Here is a 17194-nt window from a genome sequence, read left to right on the forward strand (position 1 = left end):
GCGCCGGGGTACCAGTTCAAAAATAATTTTTTTATAACGTATTACAAGCGTGCTTCAAAAGGTTTAACAAGTTTTTTAACAGGGGCGTTTAACGCTCGCCTTTAAAAAAGCCTTCTTCGGCCAGGATGCCGCGCATAATCTCCTGTCGCACTGCGGGAATGTCGAGATTGGGATCTTCCGTTTCGAAGTTCAGCACAAAAAAGCTGGGGTGCAGGTTTTCTTCTATCCAGCCCACCATCCAGCCGATGCGTTTTTGGCCGCTGATACCCAGCCCGGTTTTGAAGGCCAGTTTGTATTTGGGCGTTTGCTCCTGCAACATCATGCCGGTCACCAGCTCCTGCACACGGCGCTGGAAAGGTAACTGATTGAAATACAACTGCTTGGCCAGTCCCAGCTGTTCGTCGGGCGATATCTGCAGGGAGTTATCCAGCCAGAAGGTGTCGATCCGGCTGATTTTCCGATTGCCGTACTGCAGGGAGTCGAGCCAGCGCTGCATGGTATCGCGGCCGATGCGGCGGGCAATTTCCTGGAAGTGGGAAACTGACGACAACCGGAAGGCTTTGCTCAGGGTCAGGTCCTGGTTCCATTCCGGGTTGGAACGGGGCACGCTGTCCCAGCGGATAACCATGTTGGTATCGCTGAGGATGCCGGTTTGCAGGCCCACGAGGGAATTGAATATTTTAAAGGTAGAGGCCGGGAGGAAACGTTGTTTGGCGCGGTCGATGTTATACACCCTGAAGGTGCCCTGCCCGTTATCGAACAGCATAAAGCAGCCTTCCAGCTTGTGTTTGGTGAAATGTTTTTCCCAACTCTTCGCTTCTTTCACATTGTTGGGAGAGCAGGCGCTGAGCCAGATTGTGGCAGTCAGCAGCATCAGGCCGAACGTTTTCATCTGAGTTTTTTATGATTGATGTGCAAAAGTAAGCAAATAAAAAAGGAGCCTCCGGGTAAGAGCGCTCCTTTTTCAGGTATATTTTTTTCGTTTATGCGGTGGCGGTTGTTTTCAGTACGCCCAGCTCTTTACCCACCTTGGTGAAGGCGGCAATGGCTTTGTCGAGGTGTTCCTGGCTGTGGGCCGCGCTGAGCTGCACCCGGATGCGGGCCTGCCCTTTGGGCACCACGGGGTAAAAGAACCCGATCACGTAAATGCCTTCCTGCAGCAGCTTGTCGGCAAACTGCTGGCTGAGTTTGGCGTCGTAGAGCATTACCGGTACAATGGGATGGTCGCCGGGCTTGATATCGAAGCCGGCGGCGGTCATCTTGTCGCGGAAATAGCGGGTGTTAAACTCAAGTTTATCACGCAATTCGGTGGTTTCGCTGAGCATATCGAGCACGGCGATAGACGCGCCTACGATACTGGGGGCTACGGAGTTGGAGAACAGGTAGGGCCGGCTGCGCTGGCGCAGCATGTCGATGGTGGCTTTGCTGCCGCTGGTGAAACCGCCGGAAGCGCCGCCCAGGGCCTTGCCCAGGGTGCCGGTGATAATGTCCACCCGGCCCATTACACCACGGTATTCATGGGTGCCGCGGCCTGTTTTCCCAAGGAAGCCGGAAGAGTGGCTTTCGTCGCTCATTACGATAGCATCGTATTTATCCGCCAGGTCGCAGATTTTGTCGAGTTGCGCGATGGTGCCGTCCATGCTGAAGGAGCCGTCTGTCACGATAATCCGGCTGCGGGCGCCGGCCGCTTCCTTCAGTTTGGCTTCCAGGTCGGCCATGTTGTTATGTTCGTAGCGGAACCGCTGGGCTTTGCAAAGGCGCACGCCGTCGATGATGGAGGCGTGGTTGAGGGCATCGGAGATGATGGCGTCCTGTTCGCCGAAGAGGGGCTCGAATACCCCGCCGTTGGCGTCAAAGGCGGCCACGTAGAGGATGGTGTCTTCCGTGCCGAGGAATTTGGAGATTTTCTGCTCCAGCTCCCGGTGAATGTCCTGCGTACCGCAGATGAAGCGAACGCTGCTCATCCCGTAACCATGCGTGTCAATCGTTTCCTTGGCAGCGGCCACCACTTTAGGGTGGGACGACAGGCCCAGGTAGTTGTTGGCGCAAAGGTTAATAACGGTATTGCCGCCTACCGTAATTTCCGCTCCCTGCCCGGATGTGATAATCCGTTCGTTCTTGTACAAGCCGGCGGCTTCGATTTCATCCAGCTCCTCTTGTAATCTTTTGATGAAATTTTGATTCATATCAGGACGTATTTAGCTCAGTATAACAAAGTTAGGGTATTAAAAGTATCGAGGAATGTGATTGGCCCCTGTGGCAAATGCCTTAATTGTAAAAAGTTTGACGGATGTGTAACATTTATCTGCCGGTTTGCGTCATACGATTATCATAGACGGTGAGATAATGACGAAAAGTACTGTACGCTCGGTTTTCCGGTGATTTACCGGCGGCCGGTCGGGGATTTCTCCCTGCTCCACCCCAGTGTTTCTCTGCTGGTGGGAGCTTGCCCCATATCCGGCTTCCTAAGCGTGCTTTGAAGGTATTGTCAATGAGCTAATGACAATTCGCTGTGGGATCCCCTGCACTGGCAGGCAGATAATAGCGGTTTCATTAAAAAATGTCGGAAATTAGCACTTCAAAACACCTATCGCCCGGATGACGGAAAAGGAGTACAACAAATGCGTGGATCTGTATAGCGATAACCTCTTCCGGTTTATTGTGAAAAATCTTGAACATACGGAGGATGCCAGGGATGTGGTACAGAATGCGTTTGAAATATTATGGAAACATTGTAATGATGTGCCTTTTGAAAAGGCCAAGAGCTATCTTTTTACGGTAGCTTACCATAATATGATCGATCATGTGCGGAAGGTGAAAAGGGTGTCGCTGGTAGAAGAATTCAAAGAAGAGGCACGGGTTTCGGAGCAAAAAATCCATAACGCGCGCAGTATCATAGAAAAAGCCCTCAACAGGCTCAGCGATGTACAGAAGTCGCTGATACTGCTGAAAGATTACGAAGGTTACAGTTACGAGGAAATCGGGGAGATTATGCAGCTGAACCCCTCCCAGGTGAAGGTTTATCTGCACAGGGCACGGGCCCACCTCAAGGAATACCTGGTGAAGATGGAAAACGTGATTTAAATGAAAAAGGTATTCAAAATCAGCTAATTATGTCAATCGACATTCACATATCAAACTACGAAGAGTTCCTCTACAGTTATGTAGACGGGGAGTTGGATGCAGCAGCAACGGCAGCCCTGGAAGCATTCCTGGAAGCGCACCCGCAGATCAGGCAGGAGCTTGATTTGCTGATGGCCGCCCGCCTGACGCCCGATGAGGACATTCAGTTCGATGCCAAAGCCTCCCTTTACCGCGGCTCCACCATCGATCTGCAGAACTACGAACCGTTCCTGATCAATTATATCGACGGTGAGCTGACCGGTAGCGAAGCCGCCCAGGTAGAACGCTTCACCTCCGCCCATCCTGCCATTCAGAAAGAGCTGGATATCTGGAAGGCCACCCGCCTGCAACCGGATATGTCCATCCGTTTCGACGGCAAAGCAGCCCTTTACCGCCACTCCACCAACGTACGCCGGATGCGCCCCGCCTACTGGTGGGCCGCCGCTGCCGCCGTGGTGGCCGGTGCGCTCTTTTTCATTCTCCCCGCAGACCGTACCGTACCTGACCCGGCCATTGCAAAAGTGGAACCGTCACAGGCACCGACCCCGCAATCTGCCGGCCCCGCTGTGACGGAGCAGACGGCTCCTGAGGCAAACAGTACAGCGGAACAAACCGCCCCTGCTGCCGAAGCCTCCACCACTCCGAAAACCGTTCCGCAGCGAAATGCGGCCTCCGCCCCGCTGCTGGCCGACAACCGGCCTGCCAGAAAGGAGACCACCGAGCCGACAAAGGCTGCGGCGATGCACCTGACAAGCATTCCAACGGAATCTACCACATCGCAGACGGCTGTGGATGCCGGGTTGACCGCCGAAGTGCAGAAAGTTCCTGAACAGACCTCCACAACGGCCGCCAACCTTCCGCTTTCAGTGGCCAACCCACCAGAAGCGGCGCTGGCTACCGCTCCACCGCCGACCAACCCGCCAGGTGAGCTCATTATGTCGGTTACCGGCAACGGCATCGAAAGCAAGGTGCTGGATAAGGTGACCAATGTGGCACGATTGTTTGCAAGAAAAAGAAATAAATAACCGGCCGTAACCGGTGAATCACATAATTGATATGAAGCATAAAATTTTACTCACCTTGCTGGCCGTCACACTTGCTTTGGGCGCTTCCGCCCAACAGGCTGCGATAGATACCATACAGATCAAGGGACTGATTATTCTGAAAGGGAAAAACGCCCAGGGGAAAAATGTATTCAAGGCCTACCAGGATACAACGTATGCCCGCCAGAAGCTGAAAAAGAACCTGCATACCAAATGGCTGGTGGTAGACCTGGGCTTCAATAACTACCGCGACAGAAGCAATTACTCGGATGCCATGATCATGTCGCTGTACCCCGCCAACAGCTCATTGAACCAGGGTGCTCCCATCTTCACCCTGCCCACCGTCGAAAAAAGCTACGACTATTCCGGCCAGGCATTGAACAGGTTTGCGCCCCGCATGGCAAGCGAACCGCTGACGCAGGCCGAATTCAAGGTGATCACGGGCAAGTCCGTCAACTTCAATGTGTGGGTGATTATGCAACGGCTGAACCTCTATAAGCACAAGCTCAACCTGATATATGCCGCCGGCCTGGAAATGAATAATTACCGCTTCGCCCGCAATATCACATACATTCCGGGTTACCATCCTTCGGTTATCCGCGATTCGGTGGAGTTCTCCAAAAACAAACTGTTCGTGCAATACCTGACCATCCCCGTCATGCTGAATTATACCTCCAATCCCGCCCGCCCCGGCCGCTCCTTTAAAATGAGCATGGGCCTGTCAGGAGGTTACCTGCTGAAAGCCCGTACCAAACAGGTAAGCGAGGAAAGAGGCAAAATCAGGCGTGCAGACGACTTCAACCTGAATAAATGGCGCCTCGCGCTGACAGGGGAAGTGGGCTACGGGCCGGTTAAATTGTACAGCAATTTCGCCCTCACCCCCCTGCATGAATATGGGCTCGAGCAATATCCTTTTTCAGTCGGTTTTCGGTTTAATGGATTCTAACCTGTAACTTTGCAGTCCGTTCGCAGGGAAAATAAAACCCGGTAACCCCGGTAACAAAATCATGCTGCTATTTATCCTATATAAAACTGTACACACAAACAAATGAGTATGCGATCTATTTTGACCTTTCTTGTAGTGGTGTGTGGAATTGTGCTGATGCATGCAAGTGGAATAAAATTACCTGATAACCCAACTCCTTTCAACGCAAAGAGCGGGGCCGCAGAATTGGCGATCCCTGGCAGCAGCCCGAAATTACCGGCGCCGGAGGCCACCGAGGCGCTCGTTTATATGCCCGATAGCCTTTTCCAGTCGTACCGCGGAGATCATAACCTCTACGTGACCAACCACTATCATGTGTTGTACGTTAAAACCGACTCTTCATTCCTGACCCCGCAGGGGCCCGTGGTGAGAAGCCGCATAGTGGCCACCAACCTGCTGTATCGCTGATTTTAGCCGTTAATCCTCTCCAGTTGTAAAATATCATGGTTTCCCCCGGAATATCGCCCGGACATATTTATATTTGGAAACAATAATTTTTAAACCAACTGTATGAGAGTTATTAACCTGTTTCTATGCCTTTTGCTTGCAGGTTCGCTGCAGGTGTATGCCCAAAATAAACATGCATGGAAAGAAGCCACGTCGGGCGGTTACAAATACCGCTACGTATCCGGTGACCCCATGCAGGCCCGCTTTTACACCCTGAAAAACGGCCTGACGGTTATTCTGAGCGTCAATAAAAAGGATCCCCGCATTCAGACCCTGATCGGCGTGCGTGCCGGCAGCAACAGCGACCCGAAAGACCATACGGGGCTGGCCCACTACCTGGAGCACCTGCTGTTCAAAGGCACGCAAAAATACGGGTCGCTCGACTGGGCGAAGGAAAAACCTTACCTCGACCAGGTGGAGCAATTATATGATACCTACAATAAAACCACCGGAACCGAAAAACGCAAGGCGATCTACAAACAGATCGACAGTGTGTCTGGCGTTGCGGCGAAATACGCCATCGCCAACGAGTATGATAAAATGATGACGGGCATGGGTGCGCAGGGCACCAATGCGCATACCTGGGTGGAAGAAACGGTGTATGAAGAAGATATCCCCTCCACGGCTGTTGACAAGTTCCTGGCCGTTCAGGCGGAGCGCTTCCGCGACCCAGTGTTCCGTATCTTTCATACCGAACTGGAAGCAGTGTATGAAGAAAAGAACCGTGGCCTCGATAATGACGGCCGCAAGATGTACGAAACCATGCTGGCCACGCTGTTCCCCACCCACAATTACGGGCAGCAGTCTACCATCGGAACCGTCGAGCACCTGAAAAATCCTTCGCTGAAAGCCATCCGGAAGTTTTACAACGAATTCTACGTACCCAATAACATGGCCATCGTGTTTGCAGGGGATTTCGACCCGGACTATGTGATCAAACGCATCGACGACCAGTTTGGTTATATGAAAACCAAACCCGTCAACGAATACAAAGGCCCCGTTGAAAAACCGATCGCCGGCCCCATCGTGAAAGAAGTGTTCGGCCCCGATGCGGAAAACGTGAACATCGCCTACCGTATGCCCGGCGCGCTGGACACCAAAAACGCCGTCATTCTTACCGTATTGTCGCAGGTACTGTCCAACGGCAAGGCCGGCCTGCTCGACCTCAACCTCAACAAACAGCAGAAGCTCCTGGGCGCCGGTGTAAGCACCCTCCCCTGGAAAGATTATACCGTATTCGCCCTGAGCGGCAGGGCCAAACAGGGCCAGTCGCTCGACGAAGTGAAAGACCTGCTGCTCGCGCAACTGGACATTCTCCGCAAAGGGGATTTCGATGCCGGCCTTATCACCGCCATCGTCAACAACTTCAAGCTGTACGAAGTGCAGGGCCTGGAAAGCAACGGCAACCGCGCCAACAGCCTGATGGACGCTTTCATCAAACACAAGGGCGGCAACTGGCAGTACGATGTGGCGTACATCGACGATATGAGCAAAGTGACCAAAAAGGATATCGTGGATTTCGCCAACAAATACCTGGCGAACAACTATGTATTGCTGTACAAAAGAAAAGGGGAAGACAAGAGCATCGTTAAAGTCGACAAACCGCCGATCACACCGGTGGAAGTGAACCGCGATGCACAGTCGCGTTTCCTGAAAACCGTGGCCGACATGCCCGAAACAGCCGTAAAGCCGCAATGGCTCGATTATAACAAAGACATCACCAAAGGAAAAGTAGGCAACACCGACCTGCTCTACGTGCAGAATAAAGACAACGGCCTGTTCCGTCTGTATTACCGCTTCGACGTGGGTAGCTGGGGCAATAAAAAGCTGCCGCTCGCCGCACAGTACCTGCAATACCTCGGTACGGACAAATACTCTTCTGAAGAGATCAGCAAGCAATTTTATAACATCGCCTGCAATTTCAACGTGGCGCCTGGCGCCGAAGAAACCACCATCTCCATTTCAGGCCTCCAGGAGAATTTCGACAAGGCGGTGGAACTGTTCGATCACCTGATCAACAACTGCAAGGCAGACGAGCAGGTGCTGGCAGGCATGAAAAACAGGCTGCAGAAAGCCCGTGCGGACAATAAACTGAACAAAGGGCAGATTATGAGCGGCCTGCGTTCTTACGCAACATACGGGGCTAAAAATCCGTTTAATAATCAACTGAGCAACGATGAGCTGAACGCGCTGACCGCCGGTGAACTGGTGGATTTACTGCATGCGCTGCCAACGTATAAACATACCGTGATTTATTACGGTCCTGAAACGCTGGACAAGGCAACCGCCGGCATTCAGCGCCTGCACCGCCTCCCCGCCGAATTCAAAGCAACGGAGGGCAACAAACAGTTCGAAAAAGTGCAGCAGGCGGCCAGTAAAGTACTGTTTGCCGATTATGACATGGTGCAGGCTGAAGTGAACTGGGTGCGCAACGGTAACCTGTATGATCCTTCCAGCACCGCGGTGGTGAATCTCTTTAATAACTACTTCGGCGGCGGCATGGGATCCATCGTATTCCAGACCATCCGCGAATCCAAGGCCCTGGCGTATTCCACCTATGCGTTTTACGCCGCGCCCAACAAAAAAACAGACCGGTATGCCGTGCTTGCCTATGTGGGCAGCCAGGCGGACAAAATGAATGAAGCCATTGCCGGTATGAACGAACTGCTCACGGTGATCCCCGAGTCGGAAAAAGCTTTCGAAACGGCCCGCAGCAGCATGAAAAAAGATATCGAAACCGAGCGCATCACGCAGGACGGGATTATTTTCTCCTACCTGAATGCGCAGAAACTCGGGTTGGATACAGACATCCGGAAAAACGTGTACGAAAGCATCGACGGACTGAAATTCTCCGACGTGAAAAAGCTGCATGAGCAGAACATCGCAGGCAAGCCGTATTCCTATTGTATCCTGGCTTCCGAGAAACGCGTGAAGCTCGACGATCTGAAGCAATATGGCGAGGTGCAGAAGGTGTCGCTCGATGAAATATTCGGCTACTAAACAACACAACAGCATAATAATGAAGGGAGTGCAATTGAATTGCGCTCCCTTCTTTTTTTTAACACAATATTCACGTTTCCTTCTCCGTTTATCTAGTCGAAAATCACCTATGTTACAATGTGGCGCTATTGCTGTTTGATCGTCTTATTACCGCTTTTTGCATTTGAGCACAACTACAACGATCTGTACACCGTCAGGCTGAACCCGGCCAGGATTGATGCGGACAAAGTGTTTCTGCTGATAGATAAAAGCGATTACCGGATGTATCTTTATGAAGATGTGACGCTTATAAAGATATACAAAGTCGTATTCGGTAACCGCGACGTTTCAGACAAATTTATACAGGGCGACCGCCGCACCCCCAACGGTACCTTCCGCATTTTATCCAAACGCTACGATAACCGCTGGAGCCGTTTTCTGCACCTCGACTACCCCAACGAAGAATCTTACCAGCGGTTTCACGAGCGCCAGGCAAGCGGCCTTATCCGCAAAGGCGCCGACATCGGCGGCGGCATCGGCATCCACGGCGTGGAATATGCTTCCGGCATCCGCGATAACTATGTAGACCAGCGCATCAACTGGACGCTCGGCTGCATCAGCCTGAAAAACGGGGATGTGAACGAGCTGTACGAAGTGGTGAAAGTGGGAACCCCTGTTGTGATCCGTCCCTGAGCTTTTCCTGAAAAATATTGTAAATTAAAAAACCGCCGGCGCGCGTAACTCGTAAATCAATTCACACTCAAACTTATTGATTATGAAAACGCAATTTTATTTCACGCGGCGCGTGCAGGGATTCTTTTTGCTGATTGCGTTGGTGACAACTGTGGCCGGCTGCAGTAAAGACGATGATCCGCCGGCCATGCGCAGCAAAACGTACACCTACGCTTTTAACACCGGCCAGGTAGGCGCGGGCACTGCGTATAACGGAACGCACGCAAAAACACTCACCGCTACCGTGCGGCTCGACGAACAGGCGAACAATACCACCAAGGTAACCGTCACCCTCACCAACACAATCAACGGGCAGAAGTATCCCACGCATGTGCACGATGGCAGAACACCCACCGCCGGCGATCCGCTGCCGTATGTGCAAACGCCCAATGCCGCCATATTTGCGGCTGAAATCACGGGAAACGGCGGCACGGCTACCGCCTCCAATGTATCCACGATGACGTACGAAAACCTGACGACGATGTATAGCGGATTTTTTGTGGTGCACGACATCACTATCATGAGCACCACCGACCTGAAGACTTACCTCGTAGTGGGCGCGTTTGGAAAATGACCATCTCTCTCCGCCTCTCCCGGCGCGTATGGCAGGCCCTGCCGTAGCTGACCTTCGGGCCGGCTAACGATCACAATAATTAAGTCAGCCTGTGTGTATTGATTCCCGATAATCGGGAGCGGGGGCTTATTGTCTGTTTGTCAAAACGCGTGGTTCCCCAAGTGAGAAAATGAAAAAGGCGCCGTTACTGGCGCCTTTTTCTATAACAAGAGGTGATGTTAAATCTTACCATGTTTGATTTCCTCCACCACAGCAGGGTCTAGGAGGGTGGTGGTGTCGCCGAGATTGTCCAGCTCGCCTTCCGCGATTTTACGAAGGATGCGACGCATGATCTTGCCGGAGCGTGTTTTCGGCAGGCCGCTCACAAACTGGATTTTATCCGGTTTGGCGATGGGGCCGATGATGCGGGCCACGGTTTGCATGATGTCTTTTTTGGTCAGCTCCGGATCCTTGACATGTTTTTCGGAGATAACGAAAGCATAGATACCCTGTCCTTTGATTTCATGCGGATAGCCTACCACAGCGCTTTCTACCACGCCGGCGTGCATGTTGATGGCGTTTTCCACTTCGGCGGTGCCGATGCGGTGACCGCTCACGTTCAGCACATCGTCCACTCTGCCGGTGATGCGGTAAAAACCGTCTTCATCGCGCAAACAGCCGTCGCCCGTGAAGTACAGGTTTTCGAAAGTGGCGAAATAGGTGGTGCGGCAGCGCTCATGATCTCCGTAGGTGGTCCGTATCATGCCGGGCCAGGGGAACTTGATGCAAAGGTTGCCGTTCACGCCGTTTCCTTCGATTTCCTTCCCGTTTTCATCTACAAGCACGGGCTGGATGCCGGGCATGGGCAAAGTGGCATAACCCGGTTTCTCCGGTGTGACGCCGGCGATGGGGGCTATCATGATACCGCCCGTTTCCGTTTGCCACCAGGTGTCGGTAATCGGGCAGCGCCCTTTGCCGATCTGATCTTTATACCAATGCCAGGCTTCTTCGTTGATAGGTTCCCCCACGGTGCCGAGGGTGGTGAGTGAGCTCAGGTCCTTGTGGTTCACCGGCCCCAGGCCAAAGCCCATCAGGCTGCGGATGGCGGTGGGAGCGGTGTACAGCACGTTTACACGGAACTTGTCCACGATGTCCCAGAACCTGCCGGCGTCGGGATAAGTGGGTACGCCTTCGAACATCAGCGTGGTGGCGCCTGCGCTCAGCGGGCCGTACACGATGTAACTGTGACCTGTGATCCAGCCGATGTCTGCCGTGCAGAAATACACCTGGCCGGGTTTGTATTGGAATGCGTTAATGAATGTATAGTTGGCATACACCATGTACCCGCCGCAGGTATGCACCACGCCTTTGGGTTTGCCGGTGGAGCCGGAAGTATAAAGGATGAAGAGCATATCTTCCGCGTCCATTTCTTCTGCCGGTACGGGCGGGTTGCCCATGGTTTCCACCTGTTTGATCTCATCTTCCCACCATACGTCACGGCCTTTGAGCATGCTCACGGGCGTGCGGGTGCGGGTACATACGATCACTTTTTTAACGGAGGGGCATGCCATCAGGGCATCGTCTATCACAGATTTCAACGGAATGTCCTTCGCGCCGCGGAACGCACCGTCGCAGGTGATCACCAGCGTTGCCTGCGCATCCTGGATGCGGTCGGCAATGGACTGTGCACTGAAACCGCCGAACACCACCGAATGGATGGCGCCGATGCGGGCACAGGCCAGTACGGCAATGGCCAGTTCCGGTATCATGCCCATGTAGATACAAACACGGTCGCCTTTTTTCACGCCGTTATTCTTCAGTACGTTGGCAAACTGGCACACCTTGTTGTGCAGTTCGCGGTAGGTCAGAATACGGTGCCTTTCTTCCGGGTCGTTCGGCTCCCAGATGATGGCAGGCTGGTTGCCCAGCGTACCCAGGTGGCGGTCAAGACAGTTTTCGGTAATGTTGAGTTTCGCCCCGGTAAACCATTTCACATCCGGTTGCTTGAAATCCCATTCCAGTACTTTGTCCCATTTCCTGCGCCAGTAAAAATGATCGGCTACGTTTGCCCAGAATCCCTCCGGGTCAGTTACACTGTGCTGCCAGGCCTGCTGATAGTCTTCAAAATTCTTGAGTTGATATGGGTACGACATGATTCCCAAAACGATTTATTAGTTTATAACAGTTTTTGTAAACGGGGCTTAAATTTAGTGAATAAAGATTGAAGATTATCGAATTTACTATCAAGAATGTTGAATTTAATATAATAAAACGGCGGATGGCGACCCATTTGAGCCGCCTCCGCCTGTATCAACACCAGTGAATTTTAAAGGTTCTTTATACGCTCTTTCGCGTAATTGTGTACGTTGATCTCATCTTTCCCCTCCGGCTTCGCGTTTTTGACGAACTGCTGGTAAAACCGCTTTGCCTTCGCCGGGTCCTGCATGTGCTGGTCGTAAATACGCGCAATGCCGTACTGGCGCATAGGATCGTGAAAAAGGAAATAAGCCGTGTCGTAATGCGCGATGGCGGCTTTGTATTGTTTCATCTGCTCATAATTATCCGCCAGCGCCGTGTAATAACCGTCCAGCGCTTTCGATTTGGCCATTTCGATGCATTCCTGCAAAAGCACATTGCTGCTGTCGTACCGCATCTTCCCGGCATAAGAAAGCGCGGCATAATACTTCACCGTTTCCGGCGCGGCACCCGCCATCACCATTATTTTGTCGTGCACGCGAATGCAGCTGTCGTATTGTTTGAGGGCGTAGTGGGATACGGACAGGAACATCAGCGCCGTAGGATGCAGCTCTTTCCGGGTGATGAGCGGCTCGCCGTACAGGGTGACGTCGCGGAATTTTTTTTGCTGGTAGGCCGAGCGTATCAGGAGGTAGCTCACTGACACCTGCGAACTGTCGAATGCATAATATGTCTTCAGTACACTATCTGCCGCGGCGTAGTTTTTCCGGTCGATGAACTCCGACCCCAGGAACGTTACTGCATTAACGTCTTTCGGGTTGAGGCGGTGCGCCTGTTTCATGTAATAGAACGCGGTGTCGGCCTTGCCCACTGCTTCGGAGCAGGCATAGGCCAGCTGTTTGTAATAAGCTGCATTGTCGGGCCGCAGCTGCAGCAGTTTTTCGAAATAGGGGATGGCCCGCGCCGAATTTTTCTGGCTGCGCGCCATAATGCCGAGGTTCTGGTTGGCGGCAATGTGGTTGGAATCGAGCTCCAGCACCCTATGGTAATTTTTTTCGGCCTGGGATAGTTGCCCGCTCTGATAATACGCGTTGGCCAGCAGGGCGAGACCGTTGGGATGTTGGGGCTTCACTGTTTCTTCGAGGTAGTTGATCGCTTTATCGTATTGCTGCTCCTGGAAATAGTCCATCAGGAGGGCTTTGTCGATATTATCCTGTGCAAGCAAGGTAACGGCGCACAGGAATGCGATGGCGGATAGGAGCATTTTCTTCATGCGGGATCGGTTTACTGATGATAAAACTAACGATTTAGTTTAAAAAAGAAAAATTTAGTTTGAGGGAGGCGTGTCGTTGTTCCGGATATGCACTTCCTGCTGCGGGAAAGGGATTTCGATGTTGTTTTCGGCGAACACACGGCAGATGGCGGCGAGGATGTCGCTTTTCAGGATGATCCAGCTGCCGATGTCGCCCCAGAACAAAATCCTGAAATCGATGGAACTGTCGTTCAGCGCATGCACCAATATCAGCGGAGCTGGCACGGATTGTACGCCTTCCTGGTTTTGCACGATGTCGCGCAGCAGGTCCTGCGCTTTTTTGAGGTCGGTGCCGTAAGCCACGCTGACGATCAGTTCCACGCGCCGCATGCGGCTGGAGAGGGTCCAGTTGATGATATGCTGCGAAAGCAGGTCGCCGTTGGGCACGATGATCTCCGAGCCGTCGACTGTCACGATCCGGCTGGCCCGGATGCCGATCTCGCGCACGGTGCCGCTTTCCTGCCCGATGTTGATCACATCACCAATTTCGACAGGTTTTTCAAATGCGAGAATGACGCCGGAAACGAGGTTGTTCACGATGTTCTGCAGCCCGAAGCCAATGCCCACGCTCAGGGCGCCGATGATGATGGTGAGTTTGTCGATAGGAATGCCGGACGCGGCAAAGGCCAGCAGCAGGCCTGCCGCCAGCACGCCCAGCCGGACGAGCAGCACGGCGCTGTTCCAGCGGTTCTTTTTCACCATGCCGTCGGGTTGTTTATGACCGAATATAAACACCATCAGCTTGCTGATCAGAAAGGCCAGCCAGATGACCACCACAAAAATCAGGATGCTGGAAAATGAAAAGGTGGTGTTGCCTATTTTCCTTTCGGTTTCAAGAAAGGTGAGCGCCTGGTCGCGGATGGTGCTGTAAATGTTAAGATTTTTCAGCAGGATGACCAGCCACCCCAGCCCCGCGAGAAAATAAAGCGTGGAGTGCAGCCCTTGTTTGATGCGGTTAAAGTCGAGGAAAGCGGAGAAGCGGCTGTTGGTCTTGTATGCCTCCACATGCAGGTAAAATGTTTCGAACAGCACCTGTACGACGATGATCAGTGCCTGCGCGGAGATAAGGCTGAACACCGCGCTGATGCCGAGGAAACGGGTCAGCATCACACGGCCCGTCAGGTTTGCGAGCACGGCGGCAACGGTCATGCCTATACTAAGCCAGATCAGGGCGCGCACAAACGCCGGCATCGGCTTGGAGCTTCTATTTTGCATTCGCAGGAACCACCAGCAGTTGGCCAGCGTGCCCACTTGCAGCACCAGTTGCGCCCAGCGCTCCACGAAAGTCGACAGCAGCATCAGGTTCAGGACAGCGAAGCCGGAATAGAGGATCAGCAGCAGCCACCACTGCCATTGCAGCCAGCGTGAGCTCTTGTCCTTGAGAATCATCGTGACGCAGGCCGCCTGGATGAGCCACAGGATACCCAGAAAAGCAGCCGGCGGATTCATGTACAAAAACGGGCCGAGCGTAAAAATGAAAACCAGCGCGGTGAGCAGCGGCCGGTGGCTGGCGTGTGGGGCGTTGGCGAAAATGCCGTTTTTATCGGGGTGCGACTTGCGGATGCGCGCTATGCTGTTCAGCAGCCAGAAGAAGTATACCAGGAAACAGCCAATGATCAGTGCATGAATGTCCCAGTTATAGCGGAAATAATAATTGAGCACACGGGCGGCGGCCTGAAAAGAAAGGGGGAGGGCATCGCCGAATGGCGACATAAAATGCCGCGGGCGGGCGCTCCAGAGGTTTTCCTCCTCCCGTTTGAAAATATTCTGCTGGGCGTTGGTGAGCCGGAAGTCCACCTCATCCAGCATATCGGTGATGGTGATATAATTCATCGCCACCCTGTTCTGCAAAACGCCGATGCGCATAAGGCTGTTACGGTTGGCGGTATCGGCCTGGAGCCATTTTTTGTTGAGCTGTGCCAGCTGGTTGACGTAGAGCGATTGCAGGGCCGGGTCGTCGGGCAGGTGGCTCAGCACACTGTCGTGCAGGATATTGTTGATTTCCGTGCTCATGTCCGTGATGGTGCGGCTGTAGGCGAAGAGCGACTTTTGCCATCTGCTGTGCAGTTGTTCCATTTCGAGCAGTATCACTTGCAGGGCGGAGAGGCTGCGGATGTTCATCACCCGGTGATTCTCCAGGATGTTGTTGTGAAGGGCCTTGACGATGCGTTCCGAGGCGGGAAGCTCCGCGGCGATCTCGGTGGTATCGAAACCGCGACGCAGCGTATTGTTCACCTGGTTCAGCATCTTGGTCATGTCTTCCACCCGTTCCACCACGTCGGTTACTACCGTGTCCGAATCCGTGCGGGGGCTTTGGACGGGAGCGACGGGTTTTTGCCGGGTCTGCGCAACAGCAGCGGCAGCGGCGAATAACAGGAAGAGGCAAAGGCGTCTGGAGAAAGGAGGCATCATGGTATCAATAACAAAAAAGCAAAAAGGATGTTGCTCCTTTTTGCTTTTTCCGTTACTGATGGGGGTTAGTTCAGGCAGTCAGCGCTTCGTTGCCCGTGGCAATGATCGTGACCCTGTTGGCCAGCGGTGCGTCAATGGGCATTTCCTGGTAGGAGAGGTGGCTGACGCCTTTGATCCGGCTAACCGGAATGGCGTTGATCTCGCGCCCGGGAGAAAAGTGTTTCAGTTCTCCGTGCACGGTAACCGTCACATGCGAAATAGCATCGCCGCCGGTTTTGTGCAACTGATGGATAAAACCGGTGATGACCGCTCTGAGTTGTTCTTCATGCATATTGGAGGCATTGGTGTGTAGCATCGGTCCTTGTTGTTTTGGTGATGAAACGGGTTAATAACGTGCGATACAGCCCATTGGTTTACGCAATTGTGCATCAGCGGGGCCTGTAAGCATTGCTGTGAGCCAGCAGCCTTTTCAGCAGGCTGTCGCCCACCGCCAGAATCTTGTCTTTTTCTGCATTGCTGAACGCCTTTTTGGTTTTTGTTTTCCGGTAAAAAGTAGCCTCGCTCCAGCCACACTCCTGGCATACGGACTCCCTGAACGATTTGGGCAGCTGAAGCATTTCTGTGTGGATGTCTGAGAGGAGGTTGAAGGATGAAAGTTTTTTTGATTCCATTTGCGAATAATTTTGTCAGTTTGAATGAATAAATGCGCAAAATGTCAATAGAAATGTTATATTGATATAGATAAGATCATACATTTAATTGACAGTCAGTACAAGTATAACAAAATTTATTTACAGTGGAATCAGTCTCCAAAAATATAATTCATGAGGGCGCGCGATTAAAACAAATCGTGCGCGACAAGCGCATGAAGATCCTTGATTTTGCGGAGCTGGCGGGCTTTTCAAACCAGATTGCGCATTATTATTTCCGCAAGGAAGCGATCAAGCGAGCCACGCTATTGGAGTTCTGCACATTATTGGGTATCAGCCTGGATGAATTTTATACATGGTCGAATCCGCGCCGTACGCCGTTGCAGCCGGTGTCCGACTTTCACTACGGCCAGCGTCTCAACGAACTGATAGAGGAAAAGGGCCTGAACAAAACGAAACTGGCCGAACGCATGGGCCTGAGCCGTCGGGCGCTGTACAACCTGCTCGACAAAGCGGCTTTCACCGGCGACCAGTTGAAAAAGATCTGCCAGGTACTGGATGTGGGCATGAAGGAATTTATGGGCAGCAGCCAGCTGGAAGACGGAGGCGTGGATATGGACCTGGAAAGCTGGAAAGACAAATATTACAAGCTGCTGGAAGATCATAACAGGGCGCTCGTGGAAATAGCGCGGCTCAAAGAGGAACTGCAGGAGCGGAGCGCATAGCATACATAAAAGTGCCATGGCCTTTGACGGGCCACGG

General features: G+C 52.7%; 15 protein-coding genes. 8 read left to right on the plus strand and 7 right to left on the minus strand.

Annotated features, from left to right (window positions below):
* Positions 1-88: 88 nt before the first annotated feature.
* A complete protein-coding gene (gene blaOXA, locus EGT74_RS09590) occupies positions 89-892 on the minus strand; it encodes a class D beta-lactamase (protein WP_123846287.1) in 804 nt (267 codons plus the stop codon).
* A 91-nt stretch (positions 893-983) separates the two neighbouring features.
* Positions 984-2186 (minus strand): glycine C-acetyltransferase, encoded by a 1203-nt coding sequence (kbl, locus tag EGT74_RS09595; protein WP_123846288.1) that lies wholly within the window; start codon positions 2184-2186, stop codon positions 984-986.
* A 412-nt stretch (positions 2187-2598) separates the two neighbouring features.
* On the opposite strand from kbl, the gene EGT74_RS09600 reads away from it, so the two are divergent.
* The 7 genes from EGT74_RS09600 to EGT74_RS09630 all read left to right on the plus strand — a co-directional run bounded on the left by EGT74_RS09600 (position 2599) and on the right by EGT74_RS09630 (position 9883).
* Positions 2599-3084, plus strand: a complete 486-nt coding sequence (locus EGT74_RS09600; RefSeq protein ID WP_123846289.1) for an RNA polymerase sigma factor — start codon at positions 2599-2601, stop codon at positions 3082-3084.
* 29 nt (positions 3085-3113) lie between these two features.
* The gene (locus tag EGT74_RS09605) at positions 3114-4148 is read left to right on the plus strand and encodes an anti-sigma factor family protein (protein ID WP_123846290.1); all 1035 of its coding nucleotides are present in this window, start codon (positions 3114-3116) and stop codon (positions 4146-4148) included.
* A 31-nt stretch (positions 4149-4179) separates the two neighbouring features.
* A complete protein-coding gene (locus EGT74_RS09610; protein WP_123846291.1) occupies positions 4180-5112 on the plus strand; it encodes an outer membrane beta-barrel protein in 933 nt (310 codons plus the stop codon).
* 108 nt (positions 5113-5220) lie between these two features.
* Entirely contained in the window at positions 5221-5559 is a 339-nt protein-coding gene (locus EGT74_RS09615) for a hypothetical protein (protein ID WP_123846292.1), read from the plus strand.
* Between the two features lie 102 nt (positions 5560-5661).
* Positions 5662-8598 carry a M16 family metallopeptidase gene (locus EGT74_RS09620; RefSeq protein ID WP_123846293.1) on the plus strand — a complete coding sequence of 979 codons (2937 nt, stop codon included), beginning with the start codon at positions 5662-5664 and terminating at the stop codon, positions 8596-8598.
* Between the two features lie 135 nt (positions 8599-8733).
* Positions 8734-9270, plus strand: a complete 537-nt coding sequence (locus EGT74_RS09625) for a L,D-transpeptidase family protein (RefSeq protein WP_158618073.1) — start codon at positions 8734-8736, stop codon at positions 9268-9270.
* 82 nt (positions 9271-9352) lie between these two features.
* Positions 9353-9883, plus strand: a complete 531-nt coding sequence (locus EGT74_RS09630; RefSeq protein ID WP_123846295.1) for a hypothetical protein — start codon at positions 9353-9355, stop codon at positions 9881-9883.
* Positions 9884-10101: 218 nt separating this feature from the next.
* Here EGT74_RS09630 and acs read toward each other — a convergent pair whose 3' ends face one another.
* The 5 genes from acs to EGT74_RS09655 form a co-directional block, all read right to left on the minus strand.
* Positions 10102-12015, minus strand: a complete 1914-nt coding sequence (gene acs, locus EGT74_RS09635) for an acetate--CoA ligase (protein WP_123846296.1) — start codon at positions 12013-12015, stop codon at positions 10102-10104.
* A gap of 173 nt (positions 12016-12188) precedes the next feature.
* Positions 12189-13331 carry a tetratricopeptide repeat protein gene (locus EGT74_RS09640; protein ID WP_123846297.1) on the minus strand — a complete coding sequence of 381 codons (1143 nt, stop codon included), beginning with the start codon at positions 13329-13331 and terminating at the stop codon, positions 12189-12191.
* A 54-nt stretch (positions 13332-13385) separates the two neighbouring features.
* A complete protein-coding gene (locus tag EGT74_RS09645; RefSeq protein ID WP_123846298.1) occupies positions 13386-15782 on the minus strand; it encodes a mechanosensitive ion channel family protein in 2397 nt (798 codons plus the stop codon).
* Between the two features lie 70 nt (positions 15783-15852).
* Positions 15853-16137, minus strand: a complete 285-nt coding sequence (locus EGT74_RS09650) for a hypothetical protein (protein ID WP_123846299.1) — start codon at positions 16135-16137, stop codon at positions 15853-15855.
* Positions 16138-16210: 73 nt separating this feature from the next.
* Entirely contained in the window at positions 16211-16453 is a 243-nt protein-coding gene (locus EGT74_RS09655) for a hypothetical protein (protein WP_123846300.1), read from the minus strand.
* A 125-nt stretch (positions 16454-16578) separates the two neighbouring features.
* Between EGT74_RS09655 and EGT74_RS09660 the strand changes: the two genes are divergently transcribed.
* A complete protein-coding gene (locus EGT74_RS09660) occupies positions 16579-17157 on the plus strand; it encodes a helix-turn-helix domain-containing protein (RefSeq protein ID WP_394338028.1) in 579 nt (192 codons plus the stop codon).
* The last annotated feature ends 37 nt before the right edge of the window (positions 17158-17194 follow it).

The organism is Chitinophaga lutea, assembly GCF_003813775.1.
Classification (GTDB): Bacteria; Bacteroidota; Bacteroidia; order Chitinophagales; family Chitinophagaceae; genus Chitinophaga; species Chitinophaga lutea.

Excerpts from the sequence above, each read along its gene's own strand:
- blaOXA (WP_123846287.1), bottom strand. The coding sequence starts at position 892 with ATGAAAACGTTCGGCCTGATGCTGCTGACTGCCACAATCTGGCTCAGC.
- kbl (WP_123846288.1), bottom strand. The coding sequence starts at position 2,186 with ATGAATCAAAATTTCATCAAAAGATTACAAGAGGAGCTGGATGAAATC.
- EGT74_RS09600 (WP_123846289.1), top strand. The coding sequence starts at position 2,599 with ATGACGGAAAAGGAGTACAACAAATGCGTGGATCTGTATAGCGATAAC.
- EGT74_RS09605 (WP_123846290.1), top strand. The coding sequence starts at position 3,114 with ATGTCAATCGACATTCACATATCAAACTACGAAGAGTTCCTCTACAGT.
- EGT74_RS09610 (WP_123846291.1), top strand. The coding sequence starts at position 4,180 with ATGAAGCATAAAATTTTACTCACCTTGCTGGCCGTCACACTTGCTTTG.
- EGT74_RS09615 (WP_123846292.1), top strand. The coding sequence starts at position 5,221 with ATGCGATCTATTTTGACCTTTCTTGTAGTGGTGTGTGGAATTGTGCTG.
- EGT74_RS09620 (WP_123846293.1), top strand. The coding sequence starts at position 5,662 with ATGAGAGTTATTAACCTGTTTCTATGCCTTTTGCTTGCAGGTTCGCTG.
- EGT74_RS09630 (WP_123846295.1), top strand. The coding sequence starts at position 9,353 with ATGAAAACGCAATTTTATTTCACGCGGCGCGTGCAGGGATTCTTTTTG.
- acs (WP_123846296.1), bottom strand. The coding sequence starts at position 12,015 with ATGTCGTACCCATATCAACTCAAGAATTTTGAAGACTATCAGCAGGCC.
- EGT74_RS09640 (WP_123846297.1), bottom strand. The coding sequence starts at position 13,331 with ATGAAGAAAATGCTCCTATCCGCCATCGCATTCCTGTGCGCCGTTACC.
- EGT74_RS09645 (WP_123846298.1), bottom strand. The coding sequence starts at position 15,782 with ATGATGCCTCCTTTCTCCAGACGCCTTTGCCTCTTCCTGTTATTCGCC.
- EGT74_RS09650 (WP_123846299.1), bottom strand. The coding sequence starts at position 16,137 with ATGCTACACACCAATGCCTCCAATATGCATGAAGAACAACTCAGAGCG.
- EGT74_RS09655 (WP_123846300.1), bottom strand. The coding sequence starts at position 16,453 with ATGGAATCAAAAAAACTTTCATCCTTCAACCTCCTCTCAGACATCCAC.